Raw genomic sequence first — 18,517 nt, forward strand, 5'->3', positions numbered from 1 at the left:
GCAATCAAACCCGCTCAAGCGCAATCGCGATGCCCTGACCGACGCCGATGCACATGGTGGCTAAAGCGTAGCGGCCGCCGCGCTCGCGAAGCTCGAGTGCGGCCGTGCCGGTGATGCGGGCGCCTGACATGCCGAGCGGGTGGCCGAGCGCGATCGCGCCGCCATTCGGATTGACGTGCGCGGAATTCTCCGCGATGCCGAGCTGGCGCAGCACGGCGATACCCTGCGAGGCGAAAGCCTCGTTCAATTCGACAACGTCGAACTGGTCAGGCGTCAGGCCGAGACGGGCGCAGAGCTTCGTCGTGGCCGGTGCCGGGCCGATGCCCATGACGCGCGGCGCCACGCCGGCGACAGCACCTCCGAGGATGCGGGCGATCGGCGTCAGCCCATGTTTCCTCGCCGCTGCTTCCGAGGCGACGATGAGGGCGGCAGCGCCGTCATTGACGCCGGAGGCATTGCCGGCCGTCACAGTGCCGCCCTGCCGGAACGGCGTCGGCAATTTGGCCAGCGCCTCGATCGTCGTGCCGGCGCGGGGATGTTCATCCTTGGCGACAACGACCGGCTCGCCCTTTTTCTGCGGGATGGTCACCGGCGTGATCTCTTTCGCCAGCCGGCCATTGGTTTGGGCGGCCACGGCCTTGTCCTGGCTGCGCACGGCAAAGGCATCCTGATCGGCTCTGCTGACGGAGAAATCCTCGGCGACGTTCTCGCCGGTCTCGGGCATGGAATCGACGCCGTATTGCTTCTTCATCAGCGGGTTGATGAAACGCCAGCCAATGGTGGTGTCGTAGATCTCGGCATTGCGCGAGAAGGCGGTGTCGGCCTTGGGCATGACGAAGGGCGCGCGGCTCATCGATTCGACGCCGCCGGCAATCATCAGCTCGGCCTCGCCGGCCTTGATGGCGCGCGCGGCAATGCTGACGGCATCCATGCCGGAGCCGCAGAGCCGGTTGACGGTCGAGCCAGGGATATCCTGGGGAAGGCCGGCAAGCAGCAGCGCCATGCGCGCGACGTTGCGGTTGTCCTCGCCGGCCTGGTTGGCGCAACCATAGACGACGTCGTCGACCGCGGCCCAGTCGACACCTTGATTGCGCTCCATGAGAGCTCTCAACGGAACGGCGCCGAGATCGTCGGCGCGCACCGAGGACAGCGCGCCGCCGAAGCGGCCGATCGGCGTGCGGATGTAATCGCAGATGAAGGCGTCAGTCATTTATGCAGCTTTCCCTTTGGCGGTACCCGCATGCGCCGCCTTGGTGCGGGCCTGCAGGTCGCGCAATGTCTTCAGCTCGAGTTCCGTCGGCGTCGGCGTTTCGTCAAGCGCCTCGGCAAATTTTACGACCCAGCCACAGGTCGCCTGCACCTGCTCGCGGGTGACGCCGGGATGCAGCGACACCACGGTGAATTCCTTGGTCGCCGGGTCAGGCTTCCAGATGGCGAGGTCGGTGATCAGCAAGGTCGGACCGGCCGTGTCGATGCCGAGACGCTTGCGGTGGTCGCCGCCTTCGCCGTGGCCGAAGGAGGTGAAGAAGTCGATCTTTTCGACCATGCTGCGCTTCGACTGCGCCATGGTGATGTAAACCTCTCTCGACGAGGTGGCGATCTCCGGCGCGCCGCCGCCGCCGGGAAGGCGGGTCTTCGGATGCACATAGTCGCCGATCACCGTGGTGTTGATGTTGCCGAACTTGTCGAGCTGCGCCGCGCCCAGGAAGCCGATCGAGATGCGGCCGCCCTGCAGCCAGTAGCGGAACATCTCGGGCACCGCGACCGTGGTGACCGCCGTCTCGCATAATTCGCCGTCGCCGATCGACAATGGCAGCACGTCCGGCGCGGTGCCGATGGTGCCGCTCTCGTAGATCAGCGTGATGTCCGGCGCATGCGTCAACCGTGCGACATTGCAGGCGGCCGACGGCGCGCCGATGCCGACGAAGCAGACATCGTCGTTTCTCAGCGCACGGCTGGCGGCGATCGTCATCATCTCGTTGGGGGTGAAGCCCAGATCCTCGCTCATGCGGCTTTCCTCAAATGCTCGACGCGGGCGGCAAAATCGCCCGCGCTGCTGTCGATGACGTTCTTCTTGATCCACGCCTGAAAGCGGTCGCGGTCGGCGGCGATCTCGTCCCATTCGAGATAGGCGGCGTTGTCGCGCTCGTAATAGCCATGCGTGTAGGAGGGATGCGAGCCGCCGGGAACGACCGAGATCGCGGCGATCGTCCAGCTTGGCAGCACGGTAAGGTTCGGGTGCAGATCGTCGAAATTGTCGACCACTTCCTCGACCGTCACCACCGCGTGCCTGGCGGCGAGCACGGCTTCCTTCTGGATGCCGATGATGCCTTCGACCAGCACGTTGCCCTTCCGGTCGGCCTTCTGTGCGTGGATGAAGGTGACGTCGGGCCGGATCGCCGGAACGGCGGCAAGCACCTCGCCGGTGAACGGGCAGGTGACGGACTTGATGTTCGGATTGACCGCGGCAAGACCCGCGCCGCGATAGCCGCGAAACACCGCGCAGGGCAGGCCGGCCGCACCTGCTTCATAGGCGTTGGCCATGCCGGCGTGGCTGTGCTCCTCGACCTCGATCGCGCGCGGAAAGCCGTTTTCGATGGCGTCGCGGGCGCGCCTGAGCAGGCCGACGCCCGGATTGCCGACATAGGAGAAGACGATCTTTTTCGCCATGCCCATGCCGATCATCTGGTCGTAGATCAGGTCGGGCGTCATGCGGATCAGCGTCAGGTCGCGAAAGTCCTGGCGGATCGCCTCATGCGCGGCGGCGGTCGGGATCAGATGGGTGAAACCCTCGAAAGCGACCGTGTCGCCATCATGCAAATTTTCCGCGACAGCCTCTTTCAGCGGCAGGAACTTGACCATCGTGGCGGCTCCGGGGATTCAGAAAGTTCGCATTGCGAACACAAGTTTTCCATGGGCAAAGCGGCGCGTCGAGGAATTCTTCTTCGTTTGACGGCGGCCAATACCGCTCGCAGGCACGTTTGAGTCTCATCCAGCATGATATCTTCATCCCACTGCGCGCCTGGCTGCAAAAGCCATGACGCTGATGCTGGAAGCAAACCGTTGAGAGACCAGACCGGTGGAGCAGATACATCCGGCGATTTTTCTCTTTGCAGCCCGTGCCCTGCGGGATTTCGGCGACGGTTTCGTGGCCGTACTATTGCCCGTCTACCTGCTCGCCCTCGGATTCACGCCTCTGCAGGTCGGGGTTATCGCCACGGCATCGCTGCTTGGTTCCGCGCTGCTGACCATAGGTGTCGGGTTCCTCGGCGCCAGACACGATCATCGTCAACTCCTGCTGGCTGGCGCTGGTCTGATGATTGCTACTGGCGTGGCCTTTGCCGTCGTCCATGACTACGCTTTGCTGTTGGTCGTCGCGCTCGCCGGCACGATCAATCCCTCGGCCGGCAGTGTCAGTGTGTTCGTGCCACTGGAGCACGCCGTGCTCACGCGCGAGGTCACGGAGCGCGAGCGCACCAGGATGTTCGCACGCTACAGTCTCGTGGGCGCGTTCGCAGGCGCCGCAGGCGGACTCGCTGCGGGAATACCTGACCTTCTGGCGCCAGTTGGCCTCGACCGACTTGCCGGCATCAAGGCCATGTTCGTCCTTTACGCGCTTCTCGGTCTGCTCGGTGGTTCGCTCTACGCGTGCATCCCGCGCCGCCCGGCGTTGGCTACCGGCACAGCCGCCGCGCTTGGCCCCTCGCGCTACGTTGTCTTCAAGCTTGCGGCCCTGTTCAGTCTCGATGCCTTCGCGGGAGGCTTCGTCGTCCAATCGCTGCTCGCCCTTTGGCTTTTCGAGCAATTCAACCTATCGCTTTCGCAGGCAGGTGTTTTCTTCTTCTGGTCGGGCGTGCTGTCGGCGCTCTCGTTTCCTGTGGCCGCCCGACTGTCGCGTCGCATTGGCCTGATCAACACAATGGTGTTCACGCACATTCCGTCCAGCATCGCTCTGATTTTGGCGGCGCTAGCGCCAACGCTCCCATTGGTGCTTGTCCTCCTGTTGATCCGGGCCGGTCTGTCGCAGATGGATGTGCCGACCCGCTCGTCCTACGTAATGGCCGTTGTCACGGATGCGGAGCGGGCAGCCGCCGCGAGCTTCACGTCGGTGCCGCGCAGTCTGGCCGCCTCGGCCAGCCCTGTGCTTGCGGGCGCTCTCTTCGCGGCTTCGTTCCGAGCATGGCCACTGCTCGTCTGCGGGGTGCTGAAGATCGTCTACGATTTGCTGTTGCTGATGCAGTTCCGGGAGCTGAAGCCGCCGGAAGAACGCTGACGCGTCTTCCGGACTCAGGATCGAAGATTGTCGTTCCCTCGCGAATTTTTAGCGATTGACGTCGCCCTTCAAATCCAATATTGAACAGGGTTATACAGGTTCATTGAACAGGTATTGATATGGCCCGCCGCGCGACGCAACTCACTCCCGGCACGGGCAAGCCCGAGCAGATTGCGACGGTTCTGGAGCACGAGATCCGCTCCGGCGTGCTCGGCTTCGGCGATCGCCTGCAGAGCGAGAACGAGCTTGTCCAGCGCTTCTCCGTCAGCCGCAATACGGTTCGCAAAGGGCTGGAAGAGCTTTCCAGCCGCGGACTGATCACCACCAAGGTCGGCATCGGTTCCTTCGTCACCTTCGACGGCACGCCGGTCGATGATGCGATCGGCTGGTCACGCGCGCTCGCCAATGCAGGTGCCAACGCCGAAACCCGCACGTTGCGGCTCGAGATCATCGAGGATGCCGAGCTAGCGGCAAGACTCGGCGTCGAGAGCGCATCCTTCATCGCCGTCGATCGTGTGCGTACCAATGCCGATGACGGTCATGCCATTTCGATCGAGCGCAGCCGCTTGCCGCTGTCGCCCGAACTGGAAGACGTGCCGCTGCGCGGACTTCGAGAAGGCTCGCTGCACCAGACGCTGCGCGCGGCAGGGCTGGTGCCCGACCATGGCGAGGAGTGGGTCGACATCGAAATGTTGAGCACCGCCGACGCGGCCATTCTGGATTGCGCGGTGGGCACGCCCTTCCTCAGGACGCGGCGGCTGACGCGCGCCGCCGACGGACGTGCCATCGAATTCGTCACCAGCCTGCTCAACCCGGCGCACTTTGCGCTGCATCTGGAGTTCTGAGCATGGCGGATGCGGCCGAGATCATCGACCGGGCGATGGGCGCGCTGATCGGCGGGGCGCTTGGCGATGCGCTCGGCATGCCGACACAGCTTCTGTCGCTCGCCTGCATCGCCGAGCTCTACGGCCATGTCGAAGATTTCGTCGCGCCTGCCGCCGATCATCCGGTGTCGAAAGGCCTGCCGGCCGGCACCATCACCGACGACACCGAGCAGGCGCTGCTGCTTGGCCGCATCCTTGTCGAATCCGGCGATCGCTTCGACCATGCTCGCTGGGTCAACGCGCTGCTTGACTGGGAAAGAGACGTGAAGGCGCGCGGCAGCTACGACCTGCTTGGCCCTTCGACAAAGCGCGCCATCGACGCCATAAATGACGGTGTGCCGCCTGAGGAAGCCGGAAGTGGCGGCGACACCAATGGCGCGGCGATGCGCATTGGCCCGGTCGGCATCATGATGCCGCTGGAGCCACTTCAGGCTCTGGTTGCGAAGGTGGCGGAAACCTGTCGCGCCACGCACAACACTTCGATCGCCATTGCCTCGGCTGCCGCCGTCGCGGCGGCCGTCAGCAGCGGCGTTGCCGGCAGTGACTGGCGCGCGGCTTCCGAGCGCGCTGTCGCTGCAGCGCGTTTAGGTGCCACGTTGGGACACTGGGTCACCGGCGGCGACATCGCCGCCCGAATCGCCTGGGCGCAGGAACTCGTGCGCGGCAAGTCGGAGAACGAGGCGATCCGGCTGATCGTCGATCTGATCGGAACCGGTGTCGCCAGCCAGGAATCGGTTCCGGCGGCGTTCGCCGTGCTGGAGGTCGCTGGCGGTGATGCGTGGCGGGCGGCCGTCATCAGCGCCAATCTCGGCGGCGACACCGACACAATTGGCGCCATCACAGCAGGCATGGCGGGCGCCTGCACCGGCGTGTCACGCCTGCCGCAGGACCGCATTGCTGGACTGAAGGGCATCGACCTCGCCGAAGTTCGCGCGCTGGCCAGTGATCTCGTCGCTGTGCGGACGGCAAAAGCTGGCTCGGGCAAGGAGGCCGCCTGATGAGCGCGCGGCTCGTCCATGTCGGCAGCGCCGTGGTCGACTATGTCTACCGAATCGATGCCTTGCCGGCTCCCGGCACCGAAAAGAGCGCGTCGAGCTACGCGCGTGTCCCCGGTGGTGGCTTCAACATGATGGTCGCGGCAAGCCGCACCGGCATGAAGGTGGTGTTCGGTGGCCAGTTGGGAACGGGACCTGACGGCGACTTCCTGCGCGCCGCTTTCGCAGCCGAAGGCATCGAGACGCTGACGCCGCCGTCACCCTCGATGGACAGCGGCAATTGCGTTGCGATGATCAGCGGCGACGCCGAACGGACTTTCGTCTCCTGGCCCGGTGCCGAAAGCCGGCTCACGCTCGACATGATGGCTCCCGTCAAGGTCGCTCCCGGCGACTGGGTGTTCGCGTCAGGCTACACGCTAAGCTATCCCGGCAGCCGCGATGCGCTCGCCGATTGGGTAGAGGCGCTGCCGCCGGAAATTCCTTTCGTCTTCGACCCGACGCCGGTGATCGCCGAGATTCCGCGGCCGATCCTGGATCGGGTGCTCACGCGCACGACATGGCTGAGCTGCAACACCGATGAGGCCGCAGAAATCGCCGGCGCCGGTGACGCACAGACTGTCGCTGTACGGCTGCTTGCCGAGCATTGTCCAAAGGCGGCAGGTGTGGTGATCCGTTCCGGCGCCCATGGCTGCCTGCTGCGGATGACCGAAAGCGGCACGCGGGCGATCGCGGGCTTCGAGGTTGTTGCCGTCGATACGAATGGCGCGGGCGATACCCACATTGGCGCGTTCGTCAGCGGCCTTTCACGTGGCATGCCGCCTTCCGAGGCAGCTCGCTACGCCAACGCGGCGGCGGCGCTTTCGGTCACCCGCCATGGCGGGTCGTCGGCGCCGACCGACAACGAAATCCGGGAATTCCTTGCCCAGCGCGATCAAGCGGCGGTCGCGCATTGCCGGGAACAAGAGGCCACAACTTAACAAGCCCGCAAACCGGGCAAACAATGAGAGGAAAGAAACATGCGCATGCCCAGACTGACCGCTTTTCTGACGGCGACCGCCGTCGTCGTTTCAGCATTCACGCTCTCCGCCCAGGCCGCCGAAGAAGTGCATGTGCTCAATTGGAAGGGCTATGGCGCCGACGAGCCATGGGCTGTCGCCAACTTCGAGAAGGCGACCGGCTTCAAGGTGGTCAACGACTTCTTCAACTCCGAGCAGGAGATGCTGACGAAGCTGAGGACCAATCCCGGCCTCTACGACGTCGTGATGATCAATGCCGCCTTTAACGACCAGGCGATGGCCGGCAAGCTGATCCAGCCGATCGATGTTTCGAAGCTTTCCAACTATGCCGACGTCAGCAAGGACAAGGCCGGCTCGCCGATGCTCAACCATGACGGCAAGGTCTATGGCGTGCCGTGGGTGTGGGGCTTGACCGCTCTTGCCATCAACGAAAAGTCTTTCGACAAGCCGCCGACGAGCATCGCCGAGATGTGGGACCCGGCGCACAAGGGCCGCGTCATCATCCGCGACGATGCCGTCGAGGCGGTGCAGTTCGGGGCGATTGCATCGGGGCAGAACATCAACGACATCAAGGACATGGACGCGGTCAAGGCGAAGCTCACCTCGCTGATGCCGCAGATCAAGACCTTCTGGAGCTCGGAGAATGACTGGAACCAGATGGTCGCCTCCAACCAGATCGACATCGGCACCTACTGGAGCGGCTCGGCCGATCGCGCCAAGACGCATTTCAAGCTGCCGGTCTCGCTGGTCATCCCGCAGGAAGGCGCCGTCGCCTGGCTCGACGCCTTCTCAATTCCCGCCGGCTCGAAGAACGTCGCCGGCGCCGAGGCCTTCATCAACTACATGATCGACCCGAAATTCTACGTCGAGTGGGTCACCAAGGTCGGCGCTCCGGTCTCGGCCAACACCAAGGCGGTCGCCGCACTGCCCGCGGATGCCTTCAACCGCAAGGTCATGGGCAGCCCCGAGGTCGCCAAGCGCATCCAGTTCCAGGCGCCGATCACCGACGAACAGCGCGAGAAGTATCTGGCGCTCTGGCAGGAGCTGAAGGTCAACGTGAAGTAATCGGCGCCTTTCGGGGAGGAGAAGCAAGATGGGTGACCAGCTCGCGACCGGTTCGCGCCGCGGACTTAAGCCCGCCCTGCCGCTTCTCCTCCCTGCCTATCTGTGGCTGACGGTGGCGATCTTCCTGCCGCTGTCGGCCATGGTGTTCTTCTCCTTCATGACCGACCTGCCGCTGGCCGGGAAGGAATGGGCGTTCACGCTCGGCAACTACGCGGCCTTCTTCTCGCAAAGCCTCTATTCGACGCTTCTTCTTGCGTCACTGCGGCTCGGGCTCGAGGTGACGCTATGGTGCGTCGTTGTCGGCTATCCGGCGGCCTATGTGCTGGCCAAGGTGCTCAAAGGCCGAAGCCGCGAGGCGATCTTCCTGCTTGTCATCCTGCCGTTCTGGTCGAATGGGCTGGTGCGCATCTTCTCTTGGGCGATGGTGCTGCGCGAGGGCGGCATTCTCGATACGGCGCTCAACGCCGTGCTGCCGTTCAAGATCAACATCGACCTCATGTATTCCTATCCGGCCGTCATCATCGGTCTGGTGCACTCCTATGTGCCCTACATGGTGCTGACCTGCTATCTCACACTGCAGGCGATCGACGACTCGCTGCTCGAGGCCGGGCGCTCGCTCGGCGCCTCGCGGCTGCAGGTGCTCAAGCGAGTGATCATCCCGCTGTCGATGCCCGGTTTGATCGCGGGAGCGGCGCTGATCTTCGTGCCGGTCGTCGGCTCCTTCATGGAGCCGCGCATCCTTGGCGGCCGCACCGGCACCTTCTACGGCACCGTCATCGAGGATCAGTTCGTCGCCGTCTTCAACTGGCCGCTGGGTGCTGCGCTGTCCTTCATCCTGCTCGCCGTCGTGCTGATCATCCTAGCGCTGGCCGCTCCGGTCTTGCGGAGGGCCGGCTGATGACGACGACGCGCATCCTCGAATGGCTCGGGCGCTTCTACATCTTCCTGCTGCTCGCCTTTCTCTACCTGCCGATCATCATCATGGCGCTGATGTCGTTCAACGCCTCGCCCTTCTATCAGCTGCCGTTCGAATGGACGACGGACTGGTATGCCTCGCTCTGGCAGAACGACCAGCTGATATCAGCGACCTGGAACAGCATCGAGATCGCGATCATCACCACCATCATCTCGACGCTGCTGGGCTCGATGGCTTCGCTGGCGCTCTATCGCTACGAGTTCCGCGGCAAGAAGTTCCTGCAGGCGCTGCTGTTCCCGCCGATCGCCATTCCGTGGCTGATCACCGGCACGGCGATGCTGATCTTCTTCTTCGGCATCGGCATCGGTCGCGGGCTTGTCGCCATCCTGCTCGGCCATGTCGCGCTGGCGCTGCCTTATGTGATCGTCGTCGTGTCCGCGCGGCTGCAGACTTTTGCACCTGAACTGGAGGAGGCGGCGCGCTCGCTCGGCGCCAACCAGTGGCAGGTTACAAACCGCGTCACCTTGCCGTGGATCATGCCGGGCGTCATTGCCGGTGGGCTGTTTGCATTCGCCGTCTCGTTCGACCAGTTCGTGGTCTCGTACTTCTTGTCGACGCCCGGCCAGACGACACTGCCGGTCGAAATCTACGCCGCGATCCGCAAGGGGTTCACGCCGGAGATCAATGCGGTCTCAACGATCATCATCGTGGTGTCGATGGCGCTGATGCTGCTCACGGCACGCTTCTTCAAATTCGGCGGAGAAAAATAATGGCAGGCGTCCAGGTAGCGAACGTCTCTCGCAGCTTCGGCGCGCACAAGGCGCTGGACGACGTCTCGATCGATTTCCCTGACGGCGGCTTCTATGCGCTGCTCGGGCCATCGGGCAGCGGCAAGACCACGCTGCTGCGCCAGATAGCCGGCTTCGATTTTCCGGACACGGGCCGCATCGCCATCGGCGGCGAAAGCGTCGAGCGGGTGCCGGTCGAGAAGCGGCGCATCGGCATGGTGTTCCAAAACTATGCGCTGTTTCCCAACATGAGCGTTGCCGAGAACGTCGCCTTCGGCCTTTCGGTGCGCGGCGAGCCGAAGGCGACGATCGCTGCCGAGGTGCAGCGCGCGCTCGATCTCGTCCAGCTCGGCAAGCTTGGCGGCCGCCGGCCGCATCAGCTCTCCGGGGGCCAGCGCCAGCGTGTTGCGCTGGCGCGCGCCATCGTCACCAAGCCGCGCGTGCTGCTGCTCGACGAGCCGCTCGGCGCGCTCGACAAGGCGCTGCGCGTCGACATGCAGATCGAACTGAAGCGCATCCAGCGCGAGATCGGCATCACCACCATCTTCGTCACGCACGACCAGGAAGAAGCGCTGACGATGAGCGACCGCATCGGCATCCTGCGCGACGGCCGGCTGGTGCAGGAAGGACCGCCGGAGGAAATCTACGACCGGCCGCAAAGCGAGTTCGCCGCGACTTTTCTTGGCGACGCCAACATCTTTCGCGGCGATGCCACGGGCAACGGGATCCGGCTGCCGGACGGCACGGCGATCGCCGCCGCTTCGGGTGCGTCTGTCGCGGTGGGCACAAAAGCAAGCTGTGCGGTGCGGCCGGAGCGCATCCGGATTTCGACCGGCGCTGCCACTGCCGGTGCCGACATTGCCAATGTGCTGAAGGGGCGGGTCTCGAAACGCATTTTCGCCGGCAACAACAGCACTTACTTTGTCGACCACGACGGGCAGACGCTGAAAGTCATCGTCCAGAACTCGGGCGCCGAACGCCTCGCCGAAGGCCAGCCGGTGGTTCTCAGCTGGTCGTCCGAAAGCACGGTGCTTATCGCCGCTTGAGCTAGTCTAGTTCCCCAGTACAGAAATTTTGACCGGTAGACGGAGGCGGCATGCCTTGGAGATTGGCCGAAACTCCTATCCCGTCGTTATCCCAGGGTCTCCGCGACGCCGCTTCGCGCTGCTCCGCCCTGGGATGACGAGGTTGGGGAGACGTCAGCCAATCCCCAGCGTTTGCGCTGATTTCACAGAACTGAACAGTGAAAATCGTGCCCGCCGACAAACGGCAACCTTTCAAAATCTTGTGTCGAGGAACTAGCCGATCGGTGAAGTTTTGGGAGAGGCCTAAATCTCCGGGATGCTCTCGCGAAAAATCACCTGCAGCCGCGGCTGGTGCAGTTCGTAAGGCAGCCCCCTGACGGCGTGGGACAAAATGTTGAGCGCCTCGCGCGCCTCCACGCGTGGGTTCTGGTCGATCACGGCATCGAGCGTGCCGTCGAGCAGGAGCTCCTTGGTGCCGTCCGTCACCTCATGGCCGAGGAAGAGAACCTCCTTCGCCCGGCCGCGTTCCTTGAGCGCGCGGGCGATGCCGGTGTTGCCGGCGCCGACATTGTAGATGGCCGCGAGGTCGGGATGGCGCTCAAGCAGGGCCGAGGCCTCAGAATAGGCCTTCTCGCGGTCGTCGAGCATTTCGCGCATCTCGACGATTTCGAGGTTCGGGGATTCCTCCGCGAGGATATGGCGAAAGCCCATCTCGCGTTCCTCATGGCCGCGATAGGCAAGCGAGCCGGCAAACAGCGCGACCTTGCCCGGGCGGCCGGCACCCATGAAGCGGTTGAGCAGATAGCCGGCCAGCCGGCCTGCGGCACGATTGTCGATGCCGATATAGGCAACCCTCGGCACATGCAGGATGTCGGAGGCGATGGTGACGACCTTGACGTCGCTGGCTGACAGCGAGCGGATCGCCTCGCGCACCGTCGGGTGGTCGAGCGCGATGACGCCGACACCTTGCGTCTGGCCATGCAGGTCCTGAAGCAGGCGCGCGAGCCGGTCGGGATTGAAGCCCTCGATGGTGGTCACGCGCACGTCGAGATCGGGCCGCGTCTGCGCCTGGGCCTCGATGTGGCGATGCAGCAGCTTGATGAAGGAGTTGGTGCCGGCCGGCAGCGCGAAGTCGAGCCTGATCGTCTGGCCCGGGACGGTTCGCTGCGGGGTGCCGTTCGGGCTTTCGGCAATGTAGCCCAGGCGCTGCGCCATTTCGATGACGATCTCGCGCGTGCGGGCCCGCACTCCGGGACGGTTGTTCAGCACACGGTCGACCGTGGCGGGAGAAACGCCGGCTTCCCGGGCTATGTCTGTCAGGGTTGACCGCACGTCGAGCACCTCATCGCAAGCATCAAAATCCGCAGCTCCCAATCAGCTCCGGAAAACGCCTCAGCGGCGACCGCGATTCTGATGTGAAATGATGTAACCGGCCTTGGCTCGTACGCAAGCCGACGCGTTACACAAGGCAAAGAAGGTCCGGAAAAATTGGCCGGATCGATGCGAAAGCCCCTCAAATCCAAGCAATGGGCGCGACGTGACAAGCTCGGCGAACTGCATTCTCTCCCTCATTTGCGATCTTATGACGTGTTTTGAGTATTTATGATGTTGACAGGCTCGATGCGGTTCCGTCAATATCCCTCATAAGGGCCATGGAGGAACAGGCCCTTGAGGGAGGAGTTCCAATGACTGATTTGATCCGCGTCTCGCGGCGCCGCCTGCTGGCGTCCGGAGGAAAGGCGGCGGTGTTTGTCGCCGCGACAGGTATCGCCCCGCAATTCATTCGTCCCGGCCGCGCCTTTGCGGCGGACGCGCTGGCGCCCGGCATGATCGGCGGCCCGACCGGCTTCGATGGCGCCGAGCGCTACCAATACGGGCCCGATACACCGGAAGGGCGCGCCATCGAAGCGATCAAGGCGATGAAGGGTGCCGGCAAGGCGCCGGCCAAGATCGTGCTCGGCCTTTCGGACGGTTCGATCGGCCAGCTGACGCAGCCGTTCCCGGCCGGCGCGCCGTCGATCAAGGATCTCTGGGAAAAGGAAACCGGCATTCCGCTCGAAATCGTCGGCGTGCCGAACGGCCAGGAATTCACCAAGACGATGCAGGATATCTCCACCAAGGGTGGGGCCTATGACATCTACGCGGTGGAATGGAACCGCCTCGGCGATCTCGCCGAGACCGGCGGCATCATCAAGCTCGACGACTTCGTCGCCCAGCACAAGCCGGCATGGGACGATCCGGCGCGCGGCTACGTCAACGGCGCCAAGGGCGTGTCGCTGCTCAACCAGTATCGCGGCTCGACCTATGGTGTTTCGCTCGACGGCGATTTCCAGACCTGGGTCTACCGCACCGACCTGTTCGGCGACGAAGCCGAGAAGAAGGCCTTCAAGGACAAGTATGGCTACGATCTCGCGCCGCCCAGGACCTGGAAGCAGCACGGCGACATCGCCGCTTTCTTCCACCGCCCAGACAAGGGGCTGTTCGGCTCGACCGACCTGCGCAACCAGGGCTGGGGCTACACCAACTGGTATCAGCGCTATGTCTCGATGGCCTCGCCGAACCAGTACCTGTTCGACGACGCAGGCAAGCCGCTGATCAATTCCGAGCAGGGCATCGCGGCGACGAAGGAATATGTCGATTCGCTCTCGCACCATTCGCCGGATGCGATCTCATGGGGCTGGCCGGAACAGTACGGCAACTTCGCCAAGGGGGGTGCTGCGATGACCTGCGCCTTCTCCAACCTGCCGAAATTCCTCGACAATGCCGGCAACAAGGATTCGCTGGTCACTGGCAAGATCGGTTCGATGCTGCCGCCCGGCCGCGAGATCGACGGCAAGCTGGTCAGCCGCTCGGTGCTGTGGCTCAACCTGTCGGCTTCGGTTTCGGCGCAGTCCAAGAATCCGGAAGCCTGCTACCTCTTCCTGCAATGGGTCGGATCGAGCCGCATCTATGCCTGGATGACGGCCAATCCGGGCGGCTATTTCGATCCGTTCCGGCTGTCCGACTTCTCCGATCCGCTGGTCCGCCAGACCTATCACGCCTACCACATGGACGTGGTGCGCGAGACGGTGGCGCGCACCGTGCCGACCATCAACTATCCCGGTGCTACGGCTTTCCACAACGCGCTCGACGAGAACCTCGTCGCCGCGCTGACCAAGGCCAAGACGCCCGAGCAGGCCATGGCCGACACCGAGGCCGAGTGGAAGAAGATCGCGCGGCGCACCGGCGAGGACAAGCTCCTCGAAGCCATCAAGACCAACAAGGAGGCTTGGCCCACGGTTCTCGATTCGATCGCCTGATCCGTCTCCCTGGATCAGTACTGGAGGGGAGGGGCGACTGCTCCTCCCCTCCGCAAGCAACGCCACCAGCAAAGCAGCCAGATGAAGCGTTCCGTTCCATTCGAGATCTTCCGCTACGCCGCGATTCTCGCGGCGATCGCGGTCACGTTGGTGCCGATCCTGTGGATGGTGTCGATGGCCTTCAAGCCGATCGGCGAGTGGTCGGCTACGGGCACCGACCTGACCTGGTGGCCGAAGCATCCGACGCTCGCCAACTTCCAGTTTGTGTTCGGTGAATCCACCAACGACCTGATCGTCGCGCTGGATCACACGGCGCTGAAGCCGATCCTGTCTTCGCTGCTCTCGGCGGTGTTCGGAACCGCGATCGCCATGTCGGCCGGCACCGCGGCCGCTTACGGCCTGTCGCGCTTCGGCTCCGGCCAGAACCTGCCGCTGGCGCTGATCCAGCTGAGGCTGTTTCCGCCGATGGCCGTCATGATCCCCGTGATGATCATGTGGTCGTTCCTGAACTTCACCGACAGCTGGTGGGGGCTGGCGCTGGTCTACGGCATCGTCACGCTGCCCTTCGCCTTCTGGCTGATGAAGACTTTCTTCGACGACATGCCGCGCGAGATCGAGGAGGCGGCGCTGGTCGAAGGCTGCTCGCGATTGCGTGTCTTCACCCGCATCACGCTGCCGATGATGCGCGCCCCGCTGGCGAGCGCCGCGCTCTTCGTCTTCATCCTCAACTGGTCGGATTATCTGATCGCGCTGCTCTTAACGACGCGCGAATGGGTGACGATCCCCGTCTACATGGCCTCGCTGTCGTCATCGATGACCGGGCAGCTCTATGGCGCCAAGGCCGCGCTCGGCCTGATCGCGGCGGTGCCGCCGGTCATCATGGGCATCGCCATCCAGCGCCATCTGGTGCGTGGGCTGACCTTCGGAGCGCTCAAGCAATGAGCGCGGTGACCGCGACGATTTCGAAGGGCAAGATGGACGCCGCGACCGGCAAGCCGGCCCAGCGGGACGAGGGCGCGCGGCTGGGTTTCCGGCTGACCTTGCCGGCGCAGATCCTGGTGCTGTTCATCTCGGCCTTTCCGCTGCTCATGCAGCTCTACATCAGCGTCACCGACTGGTCGCCGCTTTCGGGCGTCGGCTGGTGGAACGCCTGGGAGATGTGGAACGGTTTCGCCAATTACACCGATCTTGCCGCCGATACGCGCTTCTGGAGCGCGCTGAAGCGCACGGCGGTCGTCATGCTGGTCTGCGTGCCGGCGGAGTTCCTGCTGGGCCTAGCGCTGGCAACGCTGTTCGCCGACGACTTTCCGGGCAAGCGCATCTTCTATTCGATCCTTTTGATGCCGATGATGGTCGTGCCCGCGGTCGCCGGCTACATGTTCTTCATGCTGTTCCAGTCGGGCGGCCCGGTGAACGACATCCTGTCGAGGATCATCGGCGCGCCCGTCACCATCGCCTGGCTTTCCGATCCGAACCTGGCGCTGATCGCCGTCATGATCGCCGACATCTGGCAGTGGACGCCGCTGATGTTCCTCGTCCTGCTTGCAGGCCGCGTCGGCGTGCCGGAAGATCAGATGAAGGCGGCGACATTGCTCGGCGCCAATGCCTGGCAGCGCTTCACCACCATCGTGCTGCCAAAGATGAAGACGATCATCGTCATCGCGCTGGCGATCCGGGTGATCGAGAACTTCAAGATCTTCGACACGCTCTACATCATGACCGGCGGCGGCCCCGGCGTCGCCACCGAGACGATCTCCGTCTACATCTACAAGGTCACCACGCAGGACCTGATCTGGGGCTATGTCGCGGCCATCGCTCTCGCCATCCTCATCGTGCTCTCGATCGTCGCGGTCTACGCCATGAAGCGCATGGCGAAGACCCGGGAGATGACGGCATGAGCGCGATCCACCTCAAGAACCTGGTCAAGAAATTCGGCGACTTCACCGCGCTGAAGACGATGGACCTCGAAATCGCCGACGGCGAGTTCATGGCCCTGCTCGGGCCCTCGGGCTGCGGCAAGTCGACGACGATGAACATGATCGCCGGGATGGAGGAGCCGACCGGCGGAAAAATCCTGTTCGGCGAGCGCGACATGGCCGGCGTGCCGATGGGGCGGCGCGGCGTCGGCTTCGTCTTCCAGAACTATGCCATCTTCACCCATATGACGGTGCGCCAGAACCTCGCCTACGGGCCGAGGATGCGCGGCGCCGGCAAGGCCGAGATCGACCGCCGCGTCGGCGCCATCGCCAAGATGCTGCAGCTTTCGCCGCTGCTCGACCGCAAGGCGGACAGGCTTTCGGTCAACATCCTGCAGCGCGTGGCGATCGGCCGCTCGGCGATCATGGAGCGGGCGATCTTCCTGCTCGACGAGCCGCTGTCCAATGTCGACGCGGCGTTCCGCGCGGTGATGCGCACCGAACTCAAGCAGCTCCAGCGCCAGTTCAAGCAGACCATGGTCTATGTCACGCACGACCAGCTTGAAGCGATGACCATGGCCGACCGCATCGCGGTGATGGATCACGGCGTGCTGCAGCAGGTGGGCACGCCACTCGAGGTCTACAACAATCCGGCCAATGTCTTCGTCGCCCGCTTCATCGGCGCACCGGGCATGAACCTGCTCAAAGGCCGGCCGGCTGAAAGCGATCGCGGCCTGGTCATCGATCTCGGTCCGCTCGGCGTCACGCCGCCCTTGCCGGAGCAGCTTGTCCCGGCGGTGCGCGCGGCGCGCGGAGAGGTGCTCTACGGCTTCCGGCCGGAACAGGTGACGCTCGCCGCGCGTGGGCTGTCGATACTGGTGAGCTTCGTCGAACGGATCGGCGCGCGCACCATCGTGCATCTGGGCGAAGGCGAGAGCGCCGTGAAGGCGGTGTTCGAGAACGACGTCGGGCTGTCGATCGGAGAAACCGCGATTGTCGCGCCGCCCGCTTCGTCGGTGCGCGTCTTCGACGCTGCCAGCGGACTCGCTTTGAGGGCGGGAGGCTGAAAATGTCCGTGCAACTATCTCCACGTCAGCGCCGCCCCTCACCCTTACCCTCTCCCCGTGAAGAACGGGGAGAGGGGGGCGCCAGCGTTGCGGCCAGCTCCCTTCTCCCCGTCACCATACGGGGAGAAGGTGCCGGCAGGCGGATGAGGGGCAGGGCCAAGGTTGGCAGTCTGTCCGCAACCTATAGGGCGGGCTGACCCATGGCCGATATCGTCTTCCGCAATGTCACCAAGCGCTACGCCACCACACTTGCCGTCAACGACGCCTCGTTCACCGTCGACGACAACGAGTTCTTCTGCTTCTTCGGTCCGCCGCTGTCGGGCAAGTCGACCATCCTTCGACTGGTGCTCGGATTGGAAACGCCGGACGAGGGCGAGATCCTGATCGGCGGCAAGCCGGTCAGCAGCGTCTCGCCGGCCGAGCGTAACGTCGCCATGGTGTTTCAGAACCTGGCGCTGTTTCCGCATATGAGCGCACGCGACAATGTGCGCTTCCCGCTGGTCGAGCGGAAGGTGGCGGAAGTGCAGATCGAAAAGCGCCTCGCCGATGTAGCGGCCAAGCTGCATATCGGCCATATCCTGCACAAGCCGCCGGCGCAGCTTTCCGGCGGCGAGCGGCAGCGCGTGGCGATCGCGCGGGCCCTGGTGCGCGACCCTGCTGCCTATCTGATGGACGACCCGATCTCGGCGCTCGATGCGCGGCTGCGCGAGGAAACACGCGTCGAGCTGAAGCGCATCCAGCGCGATCTCGGCAAGACGATGATCTACGTCACGCACGACCAGGAGGAGGCGATGTCGGTCGCCGACCGCATGGCCATCCTGGAGAACGGCCGGATCAGGCAGATCGGCGCGCCGGCCGAGATCTACGACCGTCCGGCTAGCGCCTATGTGGCGCGGATGCTCGGCTCGCCGATGATGAACATCCTGCCGTCGGTGCGTGGCGCCGGCGGGGTCGAGGCGGCCGAAGGCGCAATCCGCATTGCCGACGACAAGGCGCCGGCCGAAGCGATCGAGATCGGGCTGCGGCCGGAGGACATCAAGGTCCGGCCTTGGGTGGACAGCGAGCCGGCGGAAGGGAGCGCGGGCCGCCCGGCGCGGGTGTTCGAGGTCGAGCCGCTTGGTGGCTACACGGTCGTGACTCTTGCCGCCGGGCAGTCAAAGCTGCGGGCACTGTTGCGCGGCCAGCCCGACGTCCGGCCGGACGCGATGGTGGCGATATCCTGCGAGCCGGCCAGAGTGCACTATTTCGGCCAGGACGGAGACGCTTTGTGACG

General features: G+C 64.3%; 17 protein-coding genes. 13 read left to right on the forward strand and 4 right to left on the reverse strand.

The window, feature by feature from the left end; genetic code table 11:
- Positions 1-4 precede the first annotated feature (4 nt).
- The 3 genes from pcaF to DH10_RS08225 are packed head-to-tail and all read right to left on the reverse strand — an operon-like array spanning position 5 to position 2,862.
- Positions 5-1,210, reverse strand: coding sequence for a 3-oxoadipyl-CoA thiolase (gene pcaF, locus DH10_RS08215; RefSeq protein WP_192384602.1), 1,206 nt, complete (start codon positions 1,208-1,210; stop codon positions 5-7).
- Positions 1,211-2,008, reverse strand: coding sequence for a CoA-transferase subunit beta (locus tag DH10_RS08220; RefSeq protein ID WP_192243430.1), 798 nt, complete (start codon positions 2,006-2,008; stop codon positions 1,211-1,213).
- On the reverse strand, positions 2,005-2,862 hold the full coding sequence (locus tag DH10_RS08225) for a CoA transferase subunit A (RefSeq protein ID WP_192243427.1): 858 nt from the start codon (positions 2,860-2,862) through the stop codon (positions 2,005-2,007). Before DH10_RS08225 ends, DH10_RS08220 begins: the two co-directional genes overlap by 4 nt.
- Positions 2,863-3,079: 217 nt before the next feature.
- Between DH10_RS08225 and DH10_RS08230 the strand changes: the two genes are divergently transcribed.
- The 8 genes from DH10_RS08230 (at position 3,080) to DH10_RS08265 (ending at position 10,983) form a co-directional block, all read left to right on the forward strand.
- Positions 3,080-4,273 carry an MFS transporter gene (locus DH10_RS08230; RefSeq protein WP_192243424.1) on the forward strand — a complete coding sequence of 398 codons (1,194 nt, stop codon included), beginning with the start codon at positions 3,080-3,082 and terminating at the stop codon, positions 4,271-4,273.
- 119 nt (positions 4,274-4,392) lie between these two features.
- On the forward strand, positions 4,393-5,118 hold the full coding sequence (locus DH10_RS08235) for a GntR family transcriptional regulator (protein WP_192243422.1): 726 nt from the start codon (positions 4,393-4,395) through the stop codon (positions 5,116-5,118).
- A gap of 2 nt (positions 5,119-5,120) precedes the next feature.
- The gene (locus tag DH10_RS08240; RefSeq protein ID WP_192243420.1) at positions 5,121-6,155 is read left to right on the forward strand and encodes an ADP-ribosylglycohydrolase family protein; all 1,035 of its coding nucleotides are present in this window, start codon (positions 5,121-5,123) and stop codon (positions 6,153-6,155) included.
- Positions 6,155-7,129: a PfkB family carbohydrate kinase gene (locus DH10_RS08245; protein ID WP_192243418.1), complete on the forward strand. Its 975-nt coding sequence runs from the start codon at positions 6,155-6,157 to the stop codon at positions 7,127-7,129. The genes DH10_RS08240 and DH10_RS08245 overlap by 1 nt, the downstream gene beginning before the upstream one ends.
- A 39-nt stretch (positions 7,130-7,168) precedes the next feature.
- Positions 7,169-8,233 carry an ABC transporter substrate-binding protein gene (locus tag DH10_RS08250; RefSeq protein ID WP_192243416.1) on the forward strand — a complete coding sequence of 355 codons (1,065 nt, stop codon included), beginning with the start codon at positions 7,169-7,171 and terminating at the stop codon, positions 8,231-8,233.
- Between the two features lie 28 nt (positions 8,234-8,261).
- Positions 8,262-9,131: an ABC transporter permease gene (locus DH10_RS08255; protein ID WP_192243414.1), complete on the forward strand. Its 870-nt coding sequence runs from the start codon at positions 8,262-8,264 to the stop codon at positions 9,129-9,131.
- Positions 9,131-9,919, forward strand: coding sequence for an ABC transporter permease (locus tag DH10_RS08260; protein WP_192243412.1), 789 nt, complete (start codon positions 9,131-9,133; stop codon positions 9,917-9,919). Before DH10_RS08255 ends, DH10_RS08260 begins: the two co-directional genes overlap by 1 nt.
- A complete protein-coding gene (locus DH10_RS08265; protein ID WP_192243410.1) occupies positions 9,919-10,983 on the forward strand; it encodes an ABC transporter ATP-binding protein in 1,065 nt (354 codons plus the stop codon). Before DH10_RS08260 ends, DH10_RS08265 begins: the two co-directional genes overlap by 1 nt.
- Before the next feature lie 282 nt (positions 10,984-11,265).
- On the opposite strand, the gene DH10_RS08270 is transcribed toward DH10_RS08265, so the two are convergent.
- Complete coding sequence (locus DH10_RS08270; protein ID WP_192243408.1) at positions 11,266-12,294, reverse strand: LacI family DNA-binding transcriptional regulator; 1,029 nt, start codon at positions 12,292-12,294, stop codon at positions 11,266-11,268.
- A gap of 353 nt (positions 12,295-12,647) precedes the next feature.
- Here DH10_RS08270 and DH10_RS08275 point away from each other — a divergent pair, with 353 nt between their 5' ends.
- From DH10_RS08275 to DH10_RS08295, 5 genes are all read left to right on the forward strand, one after another.
- Positions 12,648-14,261, forward strand: coding sequence for an extracellular solute-binding protein (locus DH10_RS08275; RefSeq protein ID WP_192384603.1), 1,614 nt, complete (start codon positions 12,648-12,650; stop codon positions 14,259-14,261).
- Between the two features lie 81 nt (positions 14,262-14,342).
- Complete coding sequence (locus tag DH10_RS08280) at positions 14,343-15,203, forward strand: carbohydrate ABC transporter permease (RefSeq protein WP_192243406.1); 861 nt, start codon at positions 14,343-14,345, stop codon at positions 15,201-15,203.
- The gene (locus DH10_RS08285; protein WP_192243404.1) at positions 15,200-16,159 is read left to right on the forward strand and encodes a carbohydrate ABC transporter permease; all 960 of its coding nucleotides are present in this window, start codon (positions 15,200-15,202) and stop codon (positions 16,157-16,159) included. Before DH10_RS08280 ends, DH10_RS08285 begins: the two co-directional genes overlap by 4 nt.
- The gene (locus DH10_RS08290) at positions 16,156-17,244 is read left to right on the forward strand and encodes an ABC transporter ATP-binding protein (RefSeq protein WP_192243402.1); all 1,089 of its coding nucleotides are present in this window, start codon (positions 16,156-16,158) and stop codon (positions 17,242-17,244) included. The genes DH10_RS08285 and DH10_RS08290 overlap by 4 nt, the downstream gene beginning before the upstream one ends.
- Positions 17,245-17,444: 200 nt before the next feature.
- Entirely contained in the window at positions 17,445-18,515 is a 1,071-nt protein-coding gene (locus DH10_RS08295; RefSeq protein ID WP_192243399.1) for an ABC transporter ATP-binding protein, read from the forward strand.
- Positions 18,516-18,517: the final 2 nt, after the last annotated feature.

It is taken from the genome of Mesorhizobium silamurunense, assembly GCF_014843825.1.
In the GTDB taxonomy this organism is placed as follows: Bacteria; Pseudomonadota; Alphaproteobacteria; order Rhizobiales; family Rhizobiaceae; genus Mesorhizobium; species Mesorhizobium silamurunense.

What these genes read in the sequence shown, in the direction of transcription:
- pcaF (WP_192384602.1), bottom strand. Translation starts at nt 1,210, where the DNA reads ATGACTGACGCCTTCATCTGCGATTACATCCGCACGCCGATCGGCCGC.
- DH10_RS08220 (WP_192243430.1), bottom strand. Translation starts at nt 2,008, where the DNA reads ATGAGCGAGGATCTGGGCTTCACCCCCAACGAGATGATGACGATCGCC.
- DH10_RS08225 (WP_192243427.1), bottom strand. Translation starts at nt 2,862, where the DNA reads ATGGTCAAGTTCCTGCCGCTGAAAGAGGCTGTCGCGGAAAATTTGCAT.
- DH10_RS08235 (WP_192243422.1), top strand. Translation starts at nt 4,393, where the DNA reads ATGGCCCGCCGCGCGACGCAACTCACTCCCGGCACGGGCAAGCCCGAG.
- DH10_RS08240 (WP_192243420.1), top strand. Translation starts at nt 5,121, where the DNA reads ATGGCGGATGCGGCCGAGATCATCGACCGGGCGATGGGCGCGCTGATC.
- DH10_RS08245 (WP_192243418.1), top strand. Translation starts at nt 6,155, where the DNA reads ATGAGCGCGCGGCTCGTCCATGTCGGCAGCGCCGTGGTCGACTATGTC.
- DH10_RS08250 (WP_192243416.1), top strand. Translation starts at nt 7,169, where the DNA reads ATGCGCATGCCCAGACTGACCGCTTTTCTGACGGCGACCGCCGTCGTC.
- DH10_RS08255 (WP_192243414.1), top strand. Translation starts at nt 8,262, where the DNA reads ATGGGTGACCAGCTCGCGACCGGTTCGCGCCGCGGACTTAAGCCCGCC.
- DH10_RS08260 (WP_192243412.1), top strand. Translation starts at nt 9,131, where the DNA reads ATGACGACGACGCGCATCCTCGAATGGCTCGGGCGCTTCTACATCTTC.
- DH10_RS08265 (WP_192243410.1), top strand. Translation starts at nt 9,919, where the DNA reads ATGGCAGGCGTCCAGGTAGCGAACGTCTCTCGCAGCTTCGGCGCGCAC.
- DH10_RS08275 (WP_192384603.1), top strand. Translation starts at nt 12,648, where the DNA reads ATGACTGATTTGATCCGCGTCTCGCGGCGCCGCCTGCTGGCGTCCGGA.
- DH10_RS08280 (WP_192243406.1), top strand. Translation starts at nt 14,343, where the DNA reads ATGAAGCGTTCCGTTCCATTCGAGATCTTCCGCTACGCCGCGATTCTC.
- DH10_RS08285 (WP_192243404.1), top strand. Translation starts at nt 15,200, where the DNA reads ATGAGCGCGGTGACCGCGACGATTTCGAAGGGCAAGATGGACGCCGCG.
- DH10_RS08290 (WP_192243402.1), top strand. Translation starts at nt 16,156, where the DNA reads ATGAGCGCGATCCACCTCAAGAACCTGGTCAAGAAATTCGGCGACTTC.
- DH10_RS08295 (WP_192243399.1), top strand. Translation starts at nt 17,445, where the DNA reads ATGGCCGATATCGTCTTCCGCAATGTCACCAAGCGCTACGCCACCACA.